This is a genomic window from Flavobacterium sp. KMS, from assembly GCF_000813005.1.
GTDB lineage: Bacteria > Bacteroidota > Bacteroidia > Flavobacteriales > Flavobacteriaceae > Flavobacterium.
Map to the genome: position 1 here is coordinate 36,190 of NZ_JSYP01000011.1, position 20,726 is coordinate 56,915.

A 20,726-nucleotide genomic window follows, 5' to 3' on the forward strand; every position below is an offset into this window, starting at 1 on the left:
AAAAATTAAAGATGAATAAAACCCATTTTTTATTGCTAATACTTCCGTTTTTGTTTTTCTCATGTCTAAAAAAGAATGAGAAAATACATCAGCACAACGATAGCAGTAAAATAAACACAATCTCAATTATTATAGATGATCAGTTGTGGTACGGAGAAGTGGGGGATAGCATCAGGAATAAATTTGCTTCACCAGTTGTAGGTCTTGTCCAGGAAGAACCATTATTTACCATAAATCAATATCCAGCCAAACTACTAGAAGGTTTCATGACCGATGGGCGAAATATTATTGTAGTTAAAAAATCGAATACAAGTAAGTTCGAAATCACTAAAAACGTTTATACATCACCACAAAATGTATTTCGTATATCAGGAAAATCAGTTTCGGATATTATAGAAGCGTTTGAAATACACACACCGCAAATAATTCGAATAATTAGGGAAACCGAAATAGCCGAATGCCAAAAAAACAACAGTAAATCACTGTTAGATGGTGCCATTCTCAACAATAAGTTTCATATAAAGTTAGATGTTCCCACAGGATATGAATATGCATTGCATAAGCGTAACTTTCTTTGGCTTAAAAAAGAAATGGTAAGCGGTAGTACCAGTTTACTTATTTACCAGGTTCCAATAACAAGTATTACCAAGAACTCCGATATTGTTGGCAACATCGTAAAAATGCGGGATTCAGTAGGAAGGTATATAAAAGGTCGAGAACCCAATACCCAAATGATTACCGAGGAGGCTTATGCACCTTATTTCTCTAAAATTACCCTAGACGGAAAAACTGCTTATGAAACCAAAGGAACTTGGGATTTAAGAAATGATTTCATGACAGGACCTTTTATTAATTATGCAATTATTGATAAAGCCTATAACCGAATACTAGTACTCGAGGGATTTTGTTATTCTCCATCCAATGAAGAACGAGATTCGATGTTGGAACTAGAAGCCATTATAAAATCGGTTAGAATCAATAAGCGATAATACTCTTTTAAAATAAAATCAGATTATACTATTACAACATGAAACCAACTTGGAAAATTAAGCCTTTTGAGGCATTAACTGTTCACGAACTATACGATACCCTCAAATTACGAAGTGAAGTCTTTGTATTAGAGCAAAACTGTGTTTATTTAGATCTAGATGGGAAAGACAAACTTGCTTTACACCTAATAGGCGAATATGAAGGCAAAATTGTGGCTCATGCACGTCTTTTTGATGCCGGAATTAGTTTTGATAACGCCTCGATAGGAAGAGTTGTAGTAAGCCCGGATTATCGCGATAAAAAATGGGGACATGATTTAATGACAGAAGCAATTGCAGGAATTAAAACCCATTTTAATAAAACCGATATTACTATTGGAGCACAGTTATATCTGAAAAAATTCTACGAAAATCATGGTTTTGTACAAACCAGCGAAATGTATCTTGAAGATGATATTCCGCATATCGAGATGATTAAAAGTTAATTACAAGTGTTTTTTTATGTACAAAATATAAGTTGAAATTATTTTAACACATAGAGACATAGATTTTGAAACTTTCAAAAAAGGCGTTTCACTTGTTTAAAATACATCCCGAAGGTTCGGGACTGGCTATGTGAAAGAAATGTATTTCTTTTTGTACTCTTTTGTACACATAAAATCTATGTTTCTATGTGTTAAATGAAACTTTTGTGCCCAAGCAAAGTCAATAGATAAAGTAATTACACCCAACAAATTAAGTGTAATAGCTAAGAACTAGTTTGTAAGAGCTTTTAATTTTTCTTTAAGTGCCCTATTTTCTGTTCTTAGCAACTCAAGTTGTTTAAAAACAGAATCGGGGATATTAAACGGATCGATTATACTGCTATTATCGCCATTAGGCTCATAAATAGTATCTTTTTCTACACCTAAAACTTTAGCTATTTTTAGCCATTCTACCTCCGAAATGTTTTTGCGTCCATTTTCTCTTCGGCTGTAATTAGATTGTGTCATACCAATTAAATCTGCTAGTTTTTCCTGAGAGAATCCCTTGTTTAATCTTACTTGTAGCAGTTTCTTTTTGGTCATTATTCTTTTTAGTTTGCTGCAAAAATGAGGAAATATTTTTTTCAGAACAATACCCACTTTTAATGATATTTTGAAAGTTTTAGTTAATTATACAAGCTTTTTATACGTGTGAGTCCTTTAAGTTTTACATAATTCGCATAAAAATGCATAAGGATTATTTTCATTAGAGTCTATTTTTGAAAAACTATCTTGTTATCATTTCAAATCTCTGATAGCCCAGTCGACAGGCAAAAGAGATAAGAAATGCTTAATGCAGATTAGTACAAAATTTAAATCTAACCGTAAAAATTAAAAACGATGAAAAAAATTAACGAAGACAAAAAGAAAAAAACAATCAATGATTTATTAGATAAAAAGTTTGAGCGTTTAGAGAAAATTGTTGGAGGAGGTAATTCTTCAGGATCTTGTACAGCTAGTAGAGATTGTAGAGGTGTTGTAACAGCAGTTTAATAACACAAAAAGGAGGTTAATGTTTTACATTGCCTCCTTTTTTTTAAATTTTTTCAAGTAATGCAAAAAAGTATGGAAGAAAGTTTGAGTAATGTACTCAATTATAAGAATGAAGATGTTGTAGATAGATTTCTAAAGTTTTATAAAATAGAAGAATCAGAAGCAGTTAGCATTTTTCAGGAAACAAAAAAATGGCTTTGGTTATGCTCCAATGTAAATTTTAATTTTATTAGTGATGATTCTATAATTATAATTGATGAAATGTGGCATAATTTTATTCTTTTTACAAAAGATTATAATGATTTTTGTCAAACTTATTTCGGACAATATATTCATCATCAGCCAAAAACCAGAAAAGAAAACGAAGAGTGGAACAAGGATATTGAGAAAAGTATAAAGGATTATAAAATAGCTTTAAAGAAACAATATGAGCTTATCTATGATTATTTAGGCGAAGAAACATTAAACAAATGGTATGTAGAATTTGCAGATAAATATACTGGTACATACATGAAGTCAATTACTAAATAAAATATGAAGAAAGTTATTCTTTTGGTATTGCTGTTTTTATTCAATTTCAGTTTTGCACAAACATCAAAATCTAGTTTCACATTAGAGAACCGAAAAATTACGGATTACCCTTTTAATCCAGTTATTTCGGAAAAGATAAATGAAAAGATAGTTTTAAAAAAAGAATACCAATTTCTTGATTCTTTAAATTTCCGCAGTATTCATTACAAGTCTTTTGACAACCTAAAACTTAGAGGTTTTTTAATAGAACCTAAAAAGAAAGGGAACTATCCCGTTTTAATATACAATCGCGGTGGTAACGGTAATTTTGGTGCAGTTAATTCTGTTTTTTTAACGGAGTTTCTTAGCAAAATTGCCAATGAAGGTTATATTGTTATTGGTTCTCAACTCCGTGGAACTTCAGTAAGTGAAGGCGTAGACGAATTTGGTGGTAAAGATGTAAACGATGTCTTAAGTCTTTTTGATATTATAGATCAATTACCAAATGCCGATAAAAACAGGATTGGTGTTTTTGGCTGGAGTCGTGGCGTTATGACTAATTTCCTGATGTTAAAAAAGACTAATCGTATAAAAACCAATATTGCAATTGCAGGACAGGCAGATTTAATCCAAACGAAACGTCCAGAGATGTTTGGGGTTTATAGAGAAAGAATTCCTGGTTACGCCAAAGATTCTGTTGCAGCCTTAAAAACCCGCTCTAGTTTACTGGCAATAGATTCTATCCAGAATAAAAAAGTTTCCCATTTTATTATTCAGGGTAATAAAGATGTAAAAGTTGATATTAGTAATGCCTTTGCTTTTTATTCCAAATTAAACTCAAAAGAATATACTACACGCTTATTGGTTTATGAAAATGAAGGACATGATTTAGAAATTGTGAACGATAATTTGTTAAATCAGATAGCCGATTGGTTAAAGAGATATTTATAGAATTTATTTTTAAAATATTGTAGTTGCCATTTAAGGAAACGAGTGTATAATTACAGTTGCGCTGTATGAAGTCTCCCGACTTCGTACCCCAACTTTTGATTTACTATTTATATTAGCTTGATTATAAAAATATGTTGTTTATTGGAGCGGGTGTGAAGTCGGGAGACTTCTCACAGCAATCATGACAATAGGAGAATTTAAGGGAGTATAATTAACATTAAATCATAGACTTAAACTTGTACTTTTATAAAAAAATGCCAAAAGAAAAATATTCCTTTTGGCATTTTTTTATAAAACAGATCTTTATTTAATTACATTTTTAAGATAGATTTATATTCCGTTTGGTTGTTTAAAACTCCAACAGCCTTTTTAATCTCTGAGTTGTTTTTAAGATAATATTGATACAAACCTTCTTGATATTGGTATCTTTTTATTAATTCTTCCAAAATCAGATTTTTGATTTCTTTTTGGTTCTTGTCAAGCAAAGTAGTTTCGCTTTTTTCCAATGCATTAAGTAATTGCTGATATTCAGAAGTAATAGTTTCGTCTATCTTTTCTTTTTTGGCTGCAGCCAAAGTGTTTTTTAAAGCCACTTCAGTTTCAGTATCAAAAGTAATTTTATTGGTTTTCAAAAACTGTTTGAAACTACTATAATCAGCATCGGTTAGCGTCGGGATTTGAGTTCCAAGATTTGGATTTTTATAATAATAGCTAGTAGCATAGTCAAAAATTCCATCGTTTTTAAGTAACGCATTCGTAATCGCACTCAATTTAGTTTCGTCTAATTCGATATCAGGCATAACCCCACCACCATCATAAACAGTTCTTCCTTTTCTGGTTTTAAACGCATTAAAGTTCTTAGCATCCGTTTTTGTAGCTACGCCATTTTTGTCTTTATGCGCATAATCCAGCGCCTGAATACATCTTCCAGAAGGCGTATAATAACGAGAAATCGTTACTTTAAGCTGAGTTCCATAAGTAAGATCAACAGAACGTTGTACCAAACCTTTACCAAAACTACGACTTCCTAGAATAACTGCACGATCTAAATCTTGTAAAGCTCCAGATACGATTTCGGATGCAGAAGCACTTCTTCCGTTAACCAAAATAGCCAATGGGATTTGAGTATCAATAGGTTCTTTGGTGGTTTTATAAGTGTTATTATGTTTTTCGATTCTAGATTTTGTAGTTACAATAACCTCATTCTTTGGTACAAAAAGATTACAAATGTTTACAGCTTCATTAAGAAGTCCACCTGGATTCCCTCTTAAATCCAAAACTATCTGAGTTGCTCCATCACGTTTAAGTTGTTCTAATGCGGCTTGAGTTTCGGCAGAAGCTTTACGGCTAAAATGTGCCAAAACGATATAACCCGTTTTAGCATCAATCATTCCGAAAAATGGAACGGACTTAATATCTACTTCATCAAGAACGATATCAGTAGTATTCGTTTTTCCCTGGCGAAGGTATTTAATAGCGATCTTAGTGTTTTTAGCACCTTTTAGCAATTGCGAAGCATCATCCTTAAAGTCAGCAATTAGTACATCACCAATCTGGATGATTTCGTCACCAGCTTTAAGTCCGGCCTTATCGGCAGGATAATCTTTGTATTGTTCTTTAATAATCAATCGGTCTGCCTTTCGGGTAATCAGCGCACCAATTCCGGTATATTCTCCCGTATTGTTGATTTTAAAATTTAAAACATCTTGCTCATTAAAGTAAACAGTATAGGGATCTAAACTACCCAACATGCTTTTAATGGCTTTATCCATTAAATCACCAGGATTGGTTTCGTCCACATAATTTGTGTTTACAGCTTTAAATAAAGTTGTAAAGATTTCTATTTGCTTTGCGATTTCGAAGAAGTCGTCTTTAAAACTAGTTCCAACGAATAAAAATGCAGCTGCAACAATAGGGATTATAAATTTTTTTTTGAAAAACGCGACCATGTTTGTGATTTATCTTAAATTTCAGAGTACTAAAATAAGAATAATTAAGCAACATTAACGAGAGTCTATACCGAAACACGTTTTTGAGTGGTAAAATCTATTGAATCGAATCGTTTTGTACGTCCGTTTCGGTTTCAGGAATAGGTTTTGGGTTTATCTGAAGCACAAATTTTTCAAACAATTGAATCGTTTTAGTATTGATTTCTTCATAAGACAGTCTGTCTTTTGTTTGATAAAAGAACATAAACGAATAAGGCTTGTCTAAATTGTCAAGTAAGATATGCTTGTTTAAACGATAAGTTTCGCGTAAAACACGTTTGAAGTAATTACGATCAACAGCTTTTTTAAAATATTTTTTAGATGTCGAAACACCCATTTTTATTTTCTCATCTTGCTTTATATCACCAGAATAATAAACCAATCGCAACGGATATTTAGACACCGATTTCCCTTCAGAAAATAGTAGTCCAATTATTGTTTTGCTTTTTAGTCGTTCGTTTTTTGGGTAAGTAAAGCTCATTTTTTGATTTTGAAAAAACTGTGGATTATCCAACAAAGGTACAATTTAACAACAAACCTATTATTATTTGCGATTTAATTAGAGCTAAAAATATATTTATTACTTTTGCAGCTAATTTTTTAAGCATGCAAAAACTAATTTCGTACCCCATTTCCGTTATTTATTATTTGTGTTTTGGATTTTGTTTAGCAATTTTCCATCCAATTCAATGGGTTTGTTTTAATGTTTTTGGCTACCAAGCACATAAAAAAAGTGTAGATTACCTTAATTTCTTTTTGGTTAGATGTACAAACCTAGTTGGTACAACGTATAAATTTGAAAACAGAGAATTAATTCCAACTGGAGTTCCTATTATTTTTGTTTCAAATCACCAAAGCATGTACGATATTGTGGCAATGATTTGGTATTTACGCCGTTTTCATTGTAAATTTGTAAGTAAGAAAGAGTTAGGTTCAGGAATACCAAGTGTATCTTATAATCTACGTCATGGAGGTTCTGTCCTAATTGACCGTAAAGATCCTAAACAAGCCATTCCTGCTATTAAAGGATTGTCTGAATATATTGAAAAAAATAATCGTGCTGCCGTAATCTTCCCCGAAGGCACTCGAAGTAAAACTGGAAAACCAAAGGAATTTGCTCAAAACGGTTTGAAGATATTATGCAAATATGCACCATCTGCATATGTTGTACCTGTTAGTATTAATAACTCATGGAAAATGGTAAAATTTGGCTTTTTTCCTGTGGGTTTAGGAAATCATCTTACCTTTACCATCCATAAACCGTTAGCGGTGAAGGATTACGATTTTACAACGATAATGGAAAAGTCGGAAAAGGCTGTAGTAGAAGGAGTTAAAATTTAAATTATATAAAATGTCTATAAAGAACATTCGATTAGAAGTGATGCAGTTTTTAGAGAAAAACGTAGACAGCTTCGTTGAACAGTATTTAATACCTGTTGAAAAGATTTGGCAGCCGTCAGATTTTTTACCCAATTCTGAAAAAGATACTTTTTTTGAAGAGGTAAAAGAACTACGCGAAATAGCAAAAGAATTACCATACGATTTTTGGGTAACTTTAGTAGGTGATACAATTACCGAAGAAGCATTACCAACATATGAATCTTGGTTAATGGATGTAGAAGGTATTAATCAGGTAGAAAATGGTGGAAACGGTTGGTCTAAATGGATCAGACAGTGGACTGGTGAAGAAAACCGTCACGGTGATTTGCTAAATAAATACTTGTATTTGTCTGGTCGTGTAAATATGCGCGAAATAGAAATGACCACACAACATTTAATCAATGATGGTTTTGATATCGGAACAGGAAGTGATCCATACAAAAACTTTGTGTACACTAGTTTTCAAGAGCTTGCAACGTATGTTTCTCATAACAGAGTAGCACAAATGGCTAAGAAATATGGCGATAATAAATTGTCTAAAATGTGTAAAATGATTGCTGGTGACGAAATGCGCCATCATCATGCGTATAGCGAATTTGTTACTCGTATTTTTCAAGTAGATCCTAGCGAAATGATGCTTGCTTTTCAATACATGATGAAGCAAAAAATCGTTATGCCAGCGCATTTCCTTAGAGAATCAGGGCAAAAGATAAGTTCTGCTTTTGAGCAATTTTCTGATTCAGCACAACGTATCGGTGTTTACACAGCTAGCGATTATGTAGATATCATGCAAAAGTTAATTGACAAATGGGAAATTGACAAAATTGGTGGTCTTACAGACGAAGCTGAAAAAGCGCGTGATTACTTGATGAAATTACCAGGAAGAATGGCAAAAATATCCGAAAGATTAGTTATTCCTCAAGAATCACATATCTTTAAATGGGTAGAGCCTGCAAGACTTTAAATTTTAAATTTCTGATTTTGAGTTTAGATTTAGGATTTTAAATTGAATTTCTATTTTGAAGCTGAACTTTGAAAAAATATAAATATTTATGTTGATTGTTAAGGTTTTCAAGACTTTGACAATCAACATTTTTTATTTAAAATAAGGATTTAGAGCTAATCTGTTTATTTAAATCCTGTTAATCTGCAAAATCTGTATACTATTTTTAGTCTTGCAGAGAAGCACTAATTAAATACATGAATATGAATAATTCTGAGATAATAAGTAAAACAATCACTTTTGTAAAAGAAAAACTAAATGATGCCGAAGGAGGGCATGATTGGTTTCATATTGAGCGAGTGTATAAAAATGCACTTTTAATCGCTAATAACACACCTTGTGATGTTACAGTGGTAAAATTAGGTGCTTTGCTACATGATATTGCCGATAGTAAGTTTCATAACGGAGATGAAACTATTGGACCAAGAACAGCAAGATTGTTTTTAGAGTCAGAAAATGTTTCGGAAGAGATTATAGCGCATGTTGTAAGTATTATAGAAAACATATCATACAAAGGAGGCAATTTTGAAAAGAAATTTAATTCGACAGAATTAGATATCGTACAAGATGCAGATCGTTTAGATGCTATTGGTGCAATAGGTGTTGCAAGAGCGTTTCATTACGGAGGATTCAAGGATAGAACTATCTATGATCCCAATATTGCTCCGATTACCAATATGACTAAGGAAGAATATAAAAAGAATAATGCACCAACAATTAATCATTTTTATGAGAAATTATTGTTGCTAAAAGATAAAATGAATACCGAAACTGGAAAGCAAATCGCTGCCGAAAGACATCGTTTTATGGAAACATTCCTTTCGCAGTTTTATGCTGAGTGGGAAGGAGTGAAGTAGTATTAGTATTCAGTCTCAGTATTCAGTTTTTAGTGAAATGTAAACTCTGAAAAGTAATCAGTAAGAAGAGTTTAGTTTGTCAGGTTGAGCGGAGTCGAAGCCTTTAAAAAAAAGAGCCTAAGTTTATGTATTAAACTTAGGCTCTTTTTTAGTCTTTTAAGCTATAAAGTATTTTTTGGAAATCTGCTTTATACTTGTCTTTGTTCTCCATAGAACACCAGGATAAAACTTTGTAAAAAGCGGTTTTTGTTTCTACAATCCCAACAAAGTAGTAAATGCTATTATTGATTTCTTTGTCAAAATAACTTGCATCACATTCGATAAAACTGATCTCTCCTTTTTTTGTCGATTTTGGTTTTGATACATTTCTTTTTTCTTCATCTTTTAGAAAGTCTTTAATGAAATCCTCGTAAAATTCGTTAGTAGAGGTGTAGTTCATTTCAAGAAGTTTCAATTCTTCTTTAGTATCAAAAATGACAACTCCATAAATATCTTTTACTACGTTTTTATATTGTATGGCAGCTGAGCTGTTTAAATCAGCAGTTTTGCTCATATAATCAGGCAAACTGATATCAAAAGTGTGTCCTGCTTTATACTCTTTAAAAGTGCTTTGAGAGAAAATAGCTGTGCTCATAAAAAGTGAAGCTATTAAAAATAAAGATGTTACTGTAGTTTTCATTTGGAATATTTCTTGGTGGTTTTGGTTATGAATGATTAGTAGAGACGCACCGCAGTGCTTCTTTGATTATATAATACCTTTTTCAATCATCTCAAGCATTACTGGAGATGCATTTTTAAAAGTCGGAGCTTGTTCGATAATACTTCCTACATTCTTTTTATTTACTTTAAAAGTAATATCAGCATCGGTTGTAAACAATAAAGCCGTTAAAAAAGGATTCTTGATGTATGGAGTGAGAACAATAAAAGCTTCATCAAGAGTATGGAAACTTTCTATTTCTTCTGTTTTATAACGTGCCGTAAGAGAAACACCGTAAGTGTTGTCTTCGTTGATGACAAGACGGAAATAGATGTTTTTTATTTCGGTGTCACCAATGGTTTTAGCCAATGTAAGTTTAGCAAAAGTTCCGCTCTGGATACTTTCTTTTACTTTTTGCCAAAACTCTTTTAATATAGATTCGTAAGACATGATGTTGTTTTAATATTATTTATTGTTTTAACGGTTTAATGATTTTACCGCAAAGATTTGTAGGAGTCTTGATTTTACCGCAAAGAGCGCAAAGTTATACGCAAAGTTCGCAAAGCTTTGTTTTAGGTTTTCCTTAGTGTTCTTTGCGTATAACTTTGCGCTCTTTGCGGTTAAAAAACCTTTATTTCCCAGTAAATTCAGCTTTTCTTTTTTCTAAGAATGCTGTAGTTCCTTCGATGAAATCTTTAGTTCCAAAGCATTTACCAAAAGATTTTATTTCAGTTTCAAAACCATTTTTGCCATCTTTATAATTAGCATTTATAGCTTTAATAGCCTTAGAAATAGCGTATGGAGCATTCTTGATTATCTTTTCTGCAATACCATTGCAATAAGCAATAAGCTCAGCTTGAGGTACCACGTGATTAACCAATCCGTATTGTTTAGCTTCTTCAGCGTTAAGCATTCCTGCAGTCATAATCATTTCCATAGCACGACCTTTACCAATAAGTTGAGGTAAACGTTGTGTTCCTCCATATCCAGGAATAAGTCCTAAAGAAACTTCTGGTAATCCCATTTTTGCATTATCAGATGCAATTCGGAAATGACAAGCCATTGCCAATTCTAATCCGCCACCAAGAGCAAAACCATTTACGGCTGCAATAACTGGTTTCTTTAAATTTTCGATAAAATCAAATAATTTCTCCTGACCTTCTGCTGCCAAAGCAGTTCCTTCTTCGATAGAATAATTAGCAAATTCTGAAATATCAGCTCCAGCTACAAATGCTTTTTCTCCGCTTCCAGTTAATACAATCACACGAATGTCATTGTTTTTTGCCAATAATTTAAATGCTTTTTGCAAATCATTAATCGTTGTTTTATTCAAAGCATTAAGCTTCGTAGGACGATTAATTGTAACGGTTGCAATTTTCTCTTCGATTGAGACTAGTATATTTTCGTAGTTCATGATACTGTTATTTATGAGTTTGTAATTGGTAGTGTAACCGTAAATGTGGTTCCTTTTCCGTATTCTGTTTCAAAGGTAATTGTTCCTTTATAATTTTCGATAATGTTTTTTATTATTCCGAGACCAAGACCCATTCCGCTATTCTTTGTGGTAAACTTTGGTTCAAAAACGCGGTCAACATCTTGTTTTTGTATTCCTATTCCGTTGTCTGTTACAGTAATTTCAACATTGTCGCCTTGTCTTTTTACAGTAACCAAAATCGATTTATAATGTTGGATTTCTGGAATGGCTTGTGTGGCATTTTTAACCAGATTGGTAATAATTCGGATAAGTTGTGTTCTGTCCATTTTCGAAATAATCTCTTCCTCTTCGCTCTGGAAAACAATATATTCTTCGTTAAAGATATCTAGCGCAAGCTCTACCACTTCCACCACATTTAATGTTTCGTTTTGTTGTGCAGGCATCGAAGCAAAATTAGAAAATGCCGAAGCCACAGCTGTCATGGTATCTATTTGCTGAATTAATGTTTCGGAGTAATCATTCAGTTTTTGCTTAACATCAGGAGCAGTTGGGTCAAATTTTCTTTGGAAACTTTGTACTGTCAAACGCATTGGCGTAAGCGGATTCTTAATTTCATGCGCTACTTGTTTCGCCATTTCGCGCCAAGCTTCCTCACGTTCGCTTTGAGCTAGTTTTATGGCACTTTTCTCGAGTTTTTCCACCATTCCGTTGTAAGACTTGATTAGGAAGTTAATCTCCTTACTGCTGGCCTCTAAAACAATCATTTCGTTTTTCTGGTTCAGGTTGGTCTCACTCAGCTTATCCGAAATGGTTTTTAATGATTTGGTGATGTAGGTTGATAGGAAATAAGCCAGTGCAAATGCTACAATAAGCATAAATGAATAAACCTGACCCAAACGGATAAGGAAAGTATTGAGCTCATTTTCATAATACCCATCATCTTCAATATATGGTAAGTTCAAAATCCCGAGCGGTTTGAATTTCTCGTCTTTTATTAAACTATACGAAGAACGGTTTTTTACACCATCTTGAGTTTTTATATCTACAAAGCGTTTTTCTATAGAAGAACGCACTAGTTTTAAGATGTATTCAGGGATTGGCGGCGAAACTTTATCAACAGCAAATGATTCTTTGGATGATTTTAAAAGTTGCCCTTTAAGACTATAAATGTTGATTTCGATATTATGAATTTGTGCTAGCTCATGAATTTTATCTTTAAAAATCAAATCCAAATTGGCAGTTTTTAAAGGATAAGTTGTAGTAGCAAGAACATAATTGATGTGTTCTTTTACTGCATTTTCTTTTCGCTCTAAACGCTCTTGGTGATATTCTTTGGCCTCATTCTTAAATTGAATAATCGAAATCGAAGCCAATAAAACAGAAGCAACAACAATCAATACAATCATCGAAAGGAATATCCTTACACGCAACGAAAGCATCGACATTTTGAAGTTCTTGAACATTTTTTTAGTATTTAGTTTTGAGTTCCAGTCGCAGTTTTAAGTATCAGTGCAAAACTGGAAACTGCGACTAGTACTGAAGACTATTTATTTCTCTCTCGTATTCTTTTATAAAATTGAAATCCCAGCATGATTAAAACCGAGAATAATATAATCCCGATTACACCATAAATCCAGTTTACAGCATTTTTTAAAACAACCAAAAACACTACAGAAAACAATATTATAGTTGCTCCTTCATTCCACAAACGCATGAAATTATTAGTGTGTTTTACTTCGTTATTTTGTAATTGCTTAAATATCTGATGGCATTTTCCGTGATATAAATATAATAAAAATACAAAGCAAAGTTTTACGTGCATCCATGGCATTTGTAACCATGATTTACCTAAATCGGTAAAAAATAACATCCAGAAAGCAAAAATGCTTGCTAAAACTGCCGATGGCCAAGTAATAATATACCACAATCGATACGTCATTATCTTGTATTGCTTTTGCAAAATCTCTTTTTCTGGAGATGGTTTGTCATTGGCTTCGATTTGGTAAACAAATAATCGAACAATATAAAACAATCCAGCAAACCAAGTGATTACAAAGATGAGGTGTAATGACTTTAAGTAGTTATAGTATTCCATTATATATTTATAATTTTGGCCACAACTTGCGTCCAGTATAAAATCTTTTTTCTTTACTCTATTTTCTATTTAGCCCAATCTTTAATCCAGTTGCTTACCGTTACACACCACTCATCATCATCATTTAAACATGGAATAGCTAGGAATTCTTCTCCGCCATTTTCTTGAAAATCTTCTTTGGCGCGCATGGCAATTTCTTCCAAAGTTTCTAAACAATCTGAAACAAAAGCAGGAGTTACTACAGCTAAATTTTTGATTCCTTTAGCTGGCATTTTATTGATTTCAACATCAGTGTAAGGCTCTAACCATTTGTCTCCAGCCAATCGTGATTGGAAAGTTAAACTGTATTTATCTGCAGGAAGTCCTAATAACTTCACAACTTGTCTTGTGGTTTCATAACATTGATGACGGTAGCAAAAATCATGTGCTGGAGATGGTGTGTTACAACATGAACCGTCGATTTTGCAATGTGATTTTGTTACATCGGTTTTGCGGATATGACGTTCTGGGATTCCGTGGTAAGAAAATAATAAATGGTCATATTCAAACCCAACTAGATTTCTTTTAATAGAATCGGCAAGGTTTTTAATGTAATCTGGTTTATTGTAAAAGGCAGGAACATCGGTAAAAGTCATCTGTGGAAACTTCTTTTTACGAATTTCTTCAGCTTTAACCAAAATTGTCAAAGTCGATGCCATTGCGTATTGAGGATATAATGGAAAAAGTAATACTTCGGTAACTCCTTTTTCATGTAATTCCTGAAGTCCTTTTTCAATTGTCATGCTTCCATAACGCATTGCCAATGCAACATGGACATCAACTAAAGGTTGTATTTTCTTTTGCATTCTTTCAGAAAGAACAACAAGAGGAGAACCTTCATCCCACCAAATCTTTTCGTAAGCATGTGCCGATTCTTCGGGTCTTTTTCTTAAAATGATTCCACGAACTAATAATGCTCTCAATAAATACGGAACGTCGATTACGTATTTATCCATTAAAAATTCATCTAAATATGGTTTTACATCTTTTGGAGTTGGACTTTCGGGTGAACCTAGATTTACTAATAATACGCCTTTCATTATGATTTTCTTGCTTTAGGCTTTAAGCTTTAGGCTTTAAGCATTTGTTTGTTTAAATTTTCGTCAAAAGTATGTAATACAACTTTTGAGAAATATGATAAATATTATTTTTTATTTATGTTTTGATATATAAAATTGATGTTGATTTTAAATATTAGTATTTATCGACATCAGATATTTTTTTGGAGTGGTTGCAAATTTCTTTTTAAAAGCTGCAATAAAATGACTCCCAGTACTATATCCTATTTTTAAACCTACTTCGTTTACATTATAAGAACCACTGTCAAGTAATTTTCGGGCATAATCCATTTTATAGTCGAATAGAAACCCATAAACAGTATCGCCATAAATTTGTTTGAAACCCATTTTTAGTTTCTTCAGGTTCAAACCAATTTCATCGGCTAGTTCCTGTAAACCTGGAGGTTCAGCCATATTGGCGATAATAATTTCTTTGGCTTTTCGAATTTTTAAAACATTGTCTTCATCTATTAAAAACGGACATTGTTCGGCATTTGGATCTTCGGTTCTGTTAAAATACAAACTCAATAACTCGTATCCTTTGCCTTTGTAATACAGGTTTTTTATGGATGGATGTAGATTATAATGAAATAGCTGACTCAGAACAATTGCCATCGATGGACTAATGTTTCCTTCGTTATAATATTTCTTATCTTTATTATCGGCACTTAAAAAAGTGATGTAATCAGCTTCGGTTGAGAATAATGCATGAAATTTCTTAATCGAAATGATTACCGAAATAACCCATGAATTTGGCGAAAGTTCTAAATGGAGAGGTAATTCTTTTTGAGGATTGTATAAAAGTAGCGATTTTTCTTCTTTCAATTCCAATGCATAACTGCCTTGATTGAATAGGAATTTTGCTTTTCCTTTTATACCAAAGTGAAACTGTATCAGCCCACTACCGATTTCTCGCTGGGCATTAAATAACTCCGAACTGTCATTCTGAAAACGAATAAGCGTAAAGTCGTCTTCAATTTTTATAATTTCTTGAGAACTCATAGCGATATTTTTTTTTGCTAAAAATGAAAGTTAATCTCAAATCTTATTTAGAATAACTCTAAATAAAACAATTCTAATGACTTGATTTTGCTGCAAAAATAACGTTTTTTGCATAATAACAACCAATTAGAATTAAAAAAACACATAGCGACACAAAAAGTACTTTGAGCGTTACTTTTATAAATACTATAATGATAATTTTGTTGCACTTTTATGACAAGGGCATTTATGGAAAATAATAACGTATCGAAACATCAGTATTTTTATTCAGTTGGACTGAGCTATAAAAAGGCCGATGCTGCGATTAGGGGTAAGTTTAGTTTAGACGTTGATGCAAAAACGCGCCTGCTGGAACAAGCCAAGAATGAGGGAATTGAAAGTTTAATAGTTACATCTACATGCAACCGTACAGAAATATATGGTTTTGCAGAACATCCTTTTCAACTTATAAAATTAATTTGCGAAAACAGTAATGGTTCTATCGAAGAATTTCAGAAAGTTGGTTTCGTATATAAAAATCAAGAAGCAATTAATCATCTTTTTAGAGTAGGAACTGGTTTAGACAGTCAGATTTTAGGAGATTTTGAGATTATTGCTCAAATTAAAACTAGCTTCACACAATCAAAAGCATTTGGTTTAGCCAATACTTTTATCGAAAGATTAGTAAACGCAGTGATTCAGGCTAGCAAAAAAATCAAAAATGAAACCGAAATAAGTTCAGGTGCAACTTCAGTATCTTTTGCTTCGGTTCAGTATATTATAAAAAACGTTGAAGATATCGGGAACAAGAACATCTTGTTATTTGGTACTGGAAAAATTGGTAGAAATACTTGTGAGAATTTAGTAAAACATACTAAAAACGAACATATCACTTTGATAAACCGTACTAAAGATAAAGCCGAAAAACTTGCTGGAAAATTAAATCTTATTGTAAAAGATTATTCAGAGTTACATCTTGAACTACAAAAGGCTGATGTTGTCGTTGTGGCAACTGGAGCACAAAATCCTACAGTTGATAAAGCAATCCTAAATCTTAAAAAACCTTTATTGATTCTGGATTTATCGATTCCTAAGAATGTAAATGAAAATGTAGAAGAACTGGACGGAGTTACTTTAATCCACATGGATTATTTGTCGCAACTTACAGACGAAACTTTAGAGAATCGTAAAAAACATATTCCTGCTGCCGAAGCTATCATTGAAGAAATTAAGGAAGAATTTGTAACCTGGACTAAAGGAAGAAAATTTGCTCCGACTATCAATGCCTTGAAAGAAAAACTGAATGCGATAAAAAATTCAGAGTTGGATTTCCAAAGTAAAAAAATAGCTGATTTTAACGAGGAACAAGCCGAAATTATCAGTGCAAGAATCATCCAGAAAATTACAACTCATTTTGCCAATCACCTTAAAGATGATAATACTATGGTAGATGAAAGTATCGAATGGATTGAAAAAGTATTTAAAATAGGAGTAAGCGCAAAATAAAATTTCGCATTACGCAAAATAAGATTTTACCATTAAGAGATTAAGAAAAGTTAAGTTTTTGTATTGTCTTAAAAAAGATTTACCATTAAGAGATTAAGAAAAGTTAAGTTTTGTCTTGTCTTAAAAAAAATGAACCATTAAGAGATTAAGAAAAATTAAGTTTTTGTATTGTCTTAATATAAATGAATAATTAAGAGATAAAGAAAATTAAGCGCTGTGTTATAAATGCAACTCTTCATTAACTTAATATCTTAATGGTGAGGAAATAAAATTTGTTCTATGACAAAAAAAGAGGTTACTCAATTGGCTTATGAAATTACTGGCTTTGCTATAAAAGTTCATAAAACACTTGGTCCCGGACTTTTAGAAAGTATTTATGAGCAATGCCTTAAATATGAATTAGAACAAAATGGTTATGATGTTAAACAACAATTAGCGGTTAAAATAGAATATTACAATCTTGAATTTGAGTCAGATTTAAGAATAGATTTATTAGTAAATGACTGTATTGTTGTCGAATTAAAAGCAGTAGAAAATTTATTGCCAATTCACGAAGCACAATTATTAACGTATATGAAATTATTACAAAGACCCCAAGGTTTATTAATCAATTTTAATACTATAAATATAACAAAATCAATGAAACCGCTGGTTAACGAGTTTTTTTCGAGATTAGAAGATTAGAAAAAGAAATTGAACAATTAAGAAATTAAGTTTTGTTTTAAAAGAAGTTGAAGCATTAAGAGATTAAGAAAAATTAAGCGATATACTTAAAAAAAACAACCTTAATGAATCTTAATTTCTTAATGGTAAAATTAGGATAGTGAACTAATTTTAAGGTAAGAGATTATCTTTATTAACTTAAAAGAATACTCACCAAGCTTAATGTACCTTAATTTCTTAATGGTAAAAAACAAGAAACCTTGGTTTTAATAAACAGAAATGGCAGATAAAATTATAAGAATAGGAACTCGCGATAGCGAATTAGCTCTTTGGCAAGCGCATACGGTCGAGAAAAAACTAAACGATTTAGGATATAAAACCCAAATTATTGCGGTTAAATCGCAAGGTGATATATTACTTGACAAACCACTTTACGAACTCGGAATCACAGGTATCTTTACTAAAACACTTGATATTGCCATGATTAATGGTGAAATAGATATTGCAGTGCATTCTATGAAAGATGTTCCAACGGCTTTGCCAAAAGGAATTGTTCAGGCAGCTGTTCTGGAAAGAGCTAATTCATTAGATATTTTGGTTCATAAAGGAAATCTGGATTTTTTAAACGAGTCTGCTACTATTGCAACCGGAAGTTTACGTCGCCAGGCACAATGGTTAAACAAATACCCAAACCATAAAGTTGTTGATTTACGTGGAAACGTAAATACACGCATGCAAAAATTAAACGATAACGATTGGAGCGGAGCCGTTTTTGCAGCAGCAGGACTAGAGAGAATCAATTTAAAACCAGAAAATTATATTAATCTGGATTGGATGATTCCAGCACCTGCTCAAGGCGCAATGGTTGTCGTGGCAATGGAAAACGACAATTTTGCATTGGACGCTCTAACGCAACTTAACGATATCGAAACTGAAATTGTTACTTATATCGAACGCCAGTTTTTAAGAACTCTAGAGGGTGGTTGTACTGCACCGATAGGAGCTTTGGTTAAATATAATGACGAAGAAGATACACTTCATTTTCAAGGAGTTTTATTTTCATTAGATGGAAAAATAAAATTGGAAATTGATAAAATTGTTCCAATTGAAGAATGGAAGAAATTAGGTTTTAATATGGCACAAGAAATTCTTATGAATGGTGGAGCTGAATTGATGAAAACGATTAAAGAATCTCTAAAAAAATAATGGCAAAATCAATTCAAATATTATCTACAAAAGTACTTTCGAGTATTCAGAAACAAGAATTGCAAAAAGCAAATATTGATGTAGTCGAAGCAAATTTCATTGAAACCCAAAATAAACCTTTTAAGATTCAAGATATCAATCAAAATTTGATTTTTACGAGTCAAAATGCGGTTCATAGCATTTTATCTGACCCAAAATCAGAAGAACTGAAAAGTAAAAATGTCTTTTGTGTCGGATTAAAAACAAAGATTCTATTATCTGAAAGCGGATTTAATGTTGTAGCTTATACTGGTTATGCAGCTGATCTTGCCGAAATAATTACTTTGATTTATAGCAATGAAAGTTATACATTTTTCAGTGGAAACCTTAGAAGAGAAACATTGCCAAAGGCACTAAAAGATGCTGGAGTAAAATTGAATGAGATTAATGTGTATGAAACTACTTTAACACCTCAAAAAATCAATTCAGTTGTAGATGGAATCCTGTTTTATAGTCCATCTGGAATTGAAAGTTATCTGAAAGAGAATACTATTAAAAATGAAAAATGCTTTTGTATTGGAGAAACCACGGCAGAGGCTTTAGAAAAAATTACTAAAAACATCATCATCGCTGATCAACCAACTGTTGAAGATGTGCTTGAAGACGTAATTACTGAATATTGCAATAAGCTTTAGGCATTAAGCTGAAAGCAAAAAATTATAGACAAACAAATGCTTAAAGCCTAAAGCTTAAAGCCTAAAGCAAATAAAAACCATGTTAAAAAACGACCTATTTTTAAAAGCACTTAAAGGAGAAACAGTTCAACGTCCGCCAGTTTGGATGATGCGTCAGGCAGGAAGATATTTGCCAGAATTTATCGCTTTGCGTGATAAATATGATTTTTTCACTCGTTGTCAAACTCCAGAATTAGCTGCAGAAATTACTGTACAGCCTATTCGTCGTATTGCTCCAGATGCTGCAATTTTATTCTCGGATATTTTAGTAGTTCCTCAAGCAATGGGAATTGAAGTATTGATGAAAGAGAATTTTGGTCCGTTTTTGCCAAATCCTATTCGTACGATGCAAGATGTTCAGAGAGTTTATATTCCGGACATTCAAGAAAGCCTTGGTTACGTAATGGATGCAATTAAGCTAACAAAGGAAATGCTGAATGATGAGGTACCTTTAATTGGTTTTGCAGGTTCTCCTTGGACAATTTTCTGCTATGCTGTAGAAGGTAAAGGTTCTAAAAGTTTTGATACTGCTAAAGGATTTTGTTTTTCAAACCCAGCAGCTGCACATACATTATTACAAAAAATTACAGATACAACTATTTTATACCTAAAAGAAAAAGTAAAAGCAGGAGTTGACGCTGTTCAGATTTTTGATTCTTGGGGTGGAATGCTTTCACCTGCTGACTATCAAGAGTTTTCATGGAAATACATGAATCAGATTGTTGAAGCTTTGGCTGACCACGCTCCGGTAATTGTTTTCGGAAAAGGATGTTGGTTTGCTTTAGGCGAAATGGGTCAAAGTCGTGCTTCGGCATTAGGAGTTGACTGGACTTGTTCGGCAAGAAATGCTCGTTACCTATCTGGAGGAAATATAACATTACAAGGAAATTTTGATCCATCAAGATTATTTTCTCCAATTCCAACCATCAAAAAAATGGTACACCAAATGATTGATGAATTCGGAAAAGACAAATATATCGTAAATTTAGGTCACGGAATTTTACCAAATGTTCCTGTAGACCACGCCAAAGCGTTTATTGACGCGGTTAAGGAATACGGAAATTAGTATATAGTTATCGGTTGCAGATTTCAGATTCACTAAAAGCTGAAATCTGTAGCTGAAAACAAACATTAGGGT

23 protein-coding genes are annotated in these 20,726 nt (G+C 32.5%); 13 read left to right on the forward strand and 10 right to left on the reverse strand.

The annotated features are described in order from the left end of the window. Positions 1-11 precede the first annotated feature (11 nt). Both OA93_RS11845 and OA93_RS11850 read left to right on the forward strand, forming a co-directional pair. Complete coding sequence (locus OA93_RS11845; protein ID WP_039113461.1) at positions 12-989, forward strand: DUF4837 family protein; 978 nt, start codon at positions 12-14, stop codon at positions 987-989. A 38-nt stretch (positions 990-1,027) separates the two neighbouring features. Beyond that, the gene (locus OA93_RS11850; protein ID WP_039113462.1) at positions 1,028-1,474 is read left to right on the forward strand and encodes a GNAT family N-acetyltransferase; all 447 of its coding nucleotides are present in this window, start codon (positions 1,028-1,030) and stop codon (positions 1,472-1,474) included. Between the two features lie 270 nt (positions 1,475-1,744). On the opposite strand, the gene OA93_RS11855 is transcribed toward OA93_RS11850, so the two are convergent. Beyond that, complete coding sequence (locus tag OA93_RS11855; protein ID WP_039113463.1) at positions 1,745-2,056, reverse strand: helix-turn-helix transcriptional regulator; 312 nt, start codon at positions 2,054-2,056, stop codon at positions 1,745-1,747. Between the two features lie 297 nt (positions 2,057-2,353). Between OA93_RS11855 and OA93_RS25030 the strand changes: the two genes are divergently transcribed. Genes OA93_RS25030 through OA93_RS11865 form a run of 3 tightly spaced genes read left to right on the forward strand, consistent with a single transcriptional unit; the run spans position 2,354 to position 3,967 of the window. Continuing rightward, positions 2,354-2,506, forward strand: a complete 153-nt coding sequence (locus tag OA93_RS25030; protein ID WP_165572098.1) for a hypothetical protein — start codon at positions 2,354-2,356, stop codon at positions 2,504-2,506. 60 nt (positions 2,507-2,566) lie between these two features. Further along, the gene (locus OA93_RS11860; protein ID WP_052250038.1) at positions 2,567-3,037 is read left to right on the forward strand and encodes a hypothetical protein; all 471 of its coding nucleotides are present in this window, start codon (positions 2,567-2,569) and stop codon (positions 3,035-3,037) included. Between the two features lie 3 nt (positions 3,038-3,040). Then, a complete protein-coding gene (locus OA93_RS11865; RefSeq protein WP_052250037.1) occupies positions 3,041-3,967 on the forward strand; it encodes a prolyl oligopeptidase family serine peptidase in 927 nt (308 codons plus the stop codon). Positions 3,968-4,278: 311 nt separating this feature from the next. On the opposite strand, the gene OA93_RS11870 is transcribed toward OA93_RS11865, so the two are convergent. Beyond that, positions 4,279-5,916 carry a S41 family peptidase gene (locus OA93_RS11870; protein WP_039113465.1) on the reverse strand — a complete coding sequence of 546 codons (1,638 nt, stop codon included), beginning with the start codon at positions 5,914-5,916 and terminating at the stop codon, positions 4,279-4,281. A 97-nt stretch (positions 5,917-6,013) separates the two neighbouring features. Further along, entirely contained in the window at positions 6,014-6,436 is a 423-nt protein-coding gene (locus tag OA93_RS11875) for a ribonuclease P protein component (RefSeq protein ID WP_039113829.1), read from the reverse strand. A gap of 125 nt (positions 6,437-6,561) precedes the next feature. Here OA93_RS11875 and OA93_RS11880 point away from each other — a divergent pair, with 125 nt between their 5' ends. The 3 genes from OA93_RS11880 (at position 6,562) to OA93_RS11890 (ending at position 9,195) form a co-directional block, all read left to right on the forward strand. Continuing rightward, positions 6,562-7,296 carry a lysophospholipid acyltransferase family protein gene (locus tag OA93_RS11880; RefSeq protein ID WP_039113830.1) on the forward strand — a complete coding sequence of 245 codons (735 nt, stop codon included), beginning with the start codon at positions 6,562-6,564 and terminating at the stop codon, positions 7,294-7,296. A 10-nt stretch (positions 7,297-7,306) separates the two neighbouring features. Beyond that, a complete protein-coding gene (locus OA93_RS11885; protein ID WP_039113467.1) occupies positions 7,307-8,299 on the forward strand; it encodes an acyl-ACP desaturase in 993 nt (330 codons plus the stop codon). A gap of 242 nt (positions 8,300-8,541) precedes the next feature. Beyond that, positions 8,542-9,195, forward strand: a complete 654-nt coding sequence (locus tag OA93_RS11890) for an HD domain-containing protein (RefSeq protein WP_039113831.1) — start codon at positions 8,542-8,544, stop codon at positions 9,193-9,195. A gap of 148 nt (positions 9,196-9,343) precedes the next feature. Here the strand turns inward: OA93_RS11890 and OA93_RS11895 are convergent, their stop codons facing one another. The 7 genes from OA93_RS11895 to OA93_RS11925 form a co-directional block, all read right to left on the reverse strand. Beyond that, complete coding sequence (locus OA93_RS11895) at positions 9,344-9,874, reverse strand: hypothetical protein (RefSeq protein WP_039113469.1); 531 nt, start codon at positions 9,872-9,874, stop codon at positions 9,344-9,346. A gap of 66 nt (positions 9,875-9,940) precedes the next feature. Continuing rightward, positions 9,941-10,342, reverse strand: a complete 402-nt coding sequence (locus OA93_RS11900) for a hypothetical protein (protein ID WP_039113471.1) — start codon at positions 10,340-10,342, stop codon at positions 9,941-9,943. 181 nt (positions 10,343-10,523) lie between these two features. Continuing rightward, on the reverse strand, positions 10,524-11,306 hold the full coding sequence (locus OA93_RS11905) for an enoyl-CoA hydratase-related protein (protein WP_039113472.1): 783 nt from the start codon (positions 11,304-11,306) through the stop codon (positions 10,524-10,526). An 11-nt stretch (positions 11,307-11,317) separates the two neighbouring features. Continuing rightward, entirely contained in the window at positions 11,318-12,733 is a 1,416-nt protein-coding gene (locus OA93_RS11910; RefSeq protein WP_082001809.1) for an ATP-binding protein, read from the reverse strand. 137 nt (positions 12,734-12,870) lie between these two features. Next, on the reverse strand, positions 12,871-13,422 hold the full coding sequence (locus tag OA93_RS11915) for a CopD family protein (protein WP_039113475.1): 552 nt from the start codon (positions 13,420-13,422) through the stop codon (positions 12,871-12,873). 65 nt (positions 13,423-13,487) lie between these two features. Beyond that, complete coding sequence (gene hemH / locus OA93_RS11920; RefSeq protein ID WP_039113476.1) at positions 13,488-14,501, reverse strand: ferrochelatase; 1,014 nt, start codon at positions 14,499-14,501, stop codon at positions 13,488-13,490. A gap of 147 nt (positions 14,502-14,648) precedes the next feature. Next, on the reverse strand, positions 14,649-15,521 hold the full coding sequence (locus tag OA93_RS11925; protein ID WP_039113478.1) for an AraC family transcriptional regulator: 873 nt from the start codon (positions 15,519-15,521) through the stop codon (positions 14,649-14,651). Between the two features lie 228 nt (positions 15,522-15,749). On the opposite strand from OA93_RS11925, the gene hemA reads away from it, so the two are divergent. The 5 genes from hemA to hemE all read left to right on the forward strand — a co-directional run bounded on the left by hemA (position 15,750) and on the right by hemE (position 20,654). Then, the gene (gene hemA, locus OA93_RS11930) at positions 15,750-17,006 is read left to right on the forward strand and encodes a glutamyl-tRNA reductase (RefSeq protein WP_039113479.1); all 1,257 of its coding nucleotides are present in this window, start codon (positions 15,750-15,752) and stop codon (positions 17,004-17,006) included. 279 nt (positions 17,007-17,285) lie between these two features. Then, positions 17,286-17,690 carry a GxxExxY protein gene (locus OA93_RS11935; RefSeq protein WP_039113480.1) on the forward strand — a complete coding sequence of 135 codons (405 nt, stop codon included), beginning with the start codon at positions 17,286-17,288 and terminating at the stop codon, positions 17,688-17,690. A gap of 258 nt (positions 17,691-17,948) precedes the next feature. Beyond that, entirely contained in the window at positions 17,949-18,875 is a 927-nt protein-coding gene (hemC, locus tag OA93_RS11940) for a hydroxymethylbilane synthase (protein WP_039113481.1), read from the forward strand. Next, a complete protein-coding gene (locus OA93_RS11945; protein ID WP_039113483.1) occupies positions 18,875-19,549 on the forward strand; it encodes a uroporphyrinogen-III synthase in 675 nt (224 codons plus the stop codon). Before hemC ends, OA93_RS11945 begins: the two co-directional genes overlap by 1 nt. 79 nt (positions 19,550-19,628) lie before the next feature. Next, a complete protein-coding gene (gene hemE, locus OA93_RS11950; RefSeq protein ID WP_035618552.1) occupies positions 19,629-20,654 on the forward strand; it encodes a uroporphyrinogen decarboxylase in 1,026 nt (341 codons plus the stop codon). The last annotated feature ends 72 nt before the right edge of the window (positions 20,655-20,726 follow it).

Bases quoted from the DNA above. Each gene is read 5' to 3' on its own strand.
- OA93_RS11845 (WP_039113461.1), top strand. From the start codon at position 12: ATGAATAAAACCCATTTTTTATTGCTAATACTTCCGTTTTTGTTTTTC.
- OA93_RS11850 (WP_039113462.1), top strand. From the start codon at position 1,028: ATGAAACCAACTTGGAAAATTAAGCCTTTTGAGGCATTAACTGTTCAC.
- OA93_RS11855 (WP_039113463.1), bottom strand. From the start codon at position 2,056: ATGACCAAAAAGAAACTGCTACAAGTAAGATTAAACAAGGGATTCTCT.
- OA93_RS25030 (WP_165572098.1), top strand. From the start codon at position 2,354: ATGAAAAAAATTAACGAAGACAAAAAGAAAAAAACAATCAATGATTTA.
- OA93_RS11860 (WP_052250038.1), top strand. From the start codon at position 2,567: ATGCAAAAAAGTATGGAAGAAAGTTTGAGTAATGTACTCAATTATAAG.
- OA93_RS11865 (WP_052250037.1), top strand. From the start codon at position 3,041: ATGAAGAAAGTTATTCTTTTGGTATTGCTGTTTTTATTCAATTTCAGT.
- OA93_RS11870 (WP_039113465.1), bottom strand. From the start codon at position 5,916: ATGGTCGCGTTTTTCAAAAAAAAATTTATAATCCCTATTGTTGCAGCT.
- OA93_RS11875 (WP_039113829.1), bottom strand. From the start codon at position 6,436: ATGAGCTTTACTTACCCAAAAAACGAACGACTAAAAAGCAAAACAATA.
- OA93_RS11880 (WP_039113830.1), top strand. From the start codon at position 6,562: ATGCAAAAACTAATTTCGTACCCCATTTCCGTTATTTATTATTTGTGT.
- OA93_RS11885 (WP_039113467.1), top strand. From the start codon at position 7,307: ATGTCTATAAAGAACATTCGATTAGAAGTGATGCAGTTTTTAGAGAAA.
- OA93_RS11890 (WP_039113831.1), top strand. From the start codon at position 8,542: ATGAATAATTCTGAGATAATAAGTAAAACAATCACTTTTGTAAAAGAA.
- OA93_RS11895 (WP_039113469.1), bottom strand. From the start codon at position 9,874: ATGAAAACTACAGTAACATCTTTATTTTTAATAGCTTCACTTTTTATG.
- OA93_RS11900 (WP_039113471.1), bottom strand. From the start codon at position 10,342: ATGTCTTACGAATCTATATTAAAAGAGTTTTGGCAAAAAGTAAAAGAA.
- OA93_RS11905 (WP_039113472.1), bottom strand. From the start codon at position 11,306: ATGAACTACGAAAATATACTAGTCTCAATCGAAGAGAAAATTGCAACC.
- OA93_RS11910 (WP_082001809.1), bottom strand. From the start codon at position 12,733: ATGATTGTATTGATTGTTGTTGCTTCTGTTTTATTGGCTTCGATTTCG.
- OA93_RS11915 (WP_039113475.1), bottom strand. From the start codon at position 13,422: ATGGAATACTATAACTACTTAAAGTCATTACACCTCATCTTTGTAATC.
- hemH (WP_039113476.1), bottom strand. From the start codon at position 14,501: ATGAAAGGCGTATTATTAGTAAATCTAGGTTCACCCGAAAGTCCAACT.
- OA93_RS11925 (WP_039113478.1), bottom strand. From the start codon at position 15,521: ATGAGTTCTCAAGAAATTATAAAAATTGAAGACGACTTTACGCTTATT.
- hemA (WP_039113479.1), top strand. From the start codon at position 15,750: ATGGAAAATAATAACGTATCGAAACATCAGTATTTTTATTCAGTTGGA.
- OA93_RS11935 (WP_039113480.1), top strand. From the start codon at position 17,286: ATGACAAAAAAAGAGGTTACTCAATTGGCTTATGAAATTACTGGCTTT.
- hemC (WP_039113481.1), top strand. From the start codon at position 17,949: ATGGCAGATAAAATTATAAGAATAGGAACTCGCGATAGCGAATTAGCT.
- OA93_RS11945 (WP_039113483.1), top strand. From the start codon at position 18,875: ATGGCAAAATCAATTCAAATATTATCTACAAAAGTACTTTCGAGTATT.
- hemE (WP_035618552.1), top strand. From the start codon at position 19,629: ATGTTAAAAAACGACCTATTTTTAAAAGCACTTAAAGGAGAAACAGTT.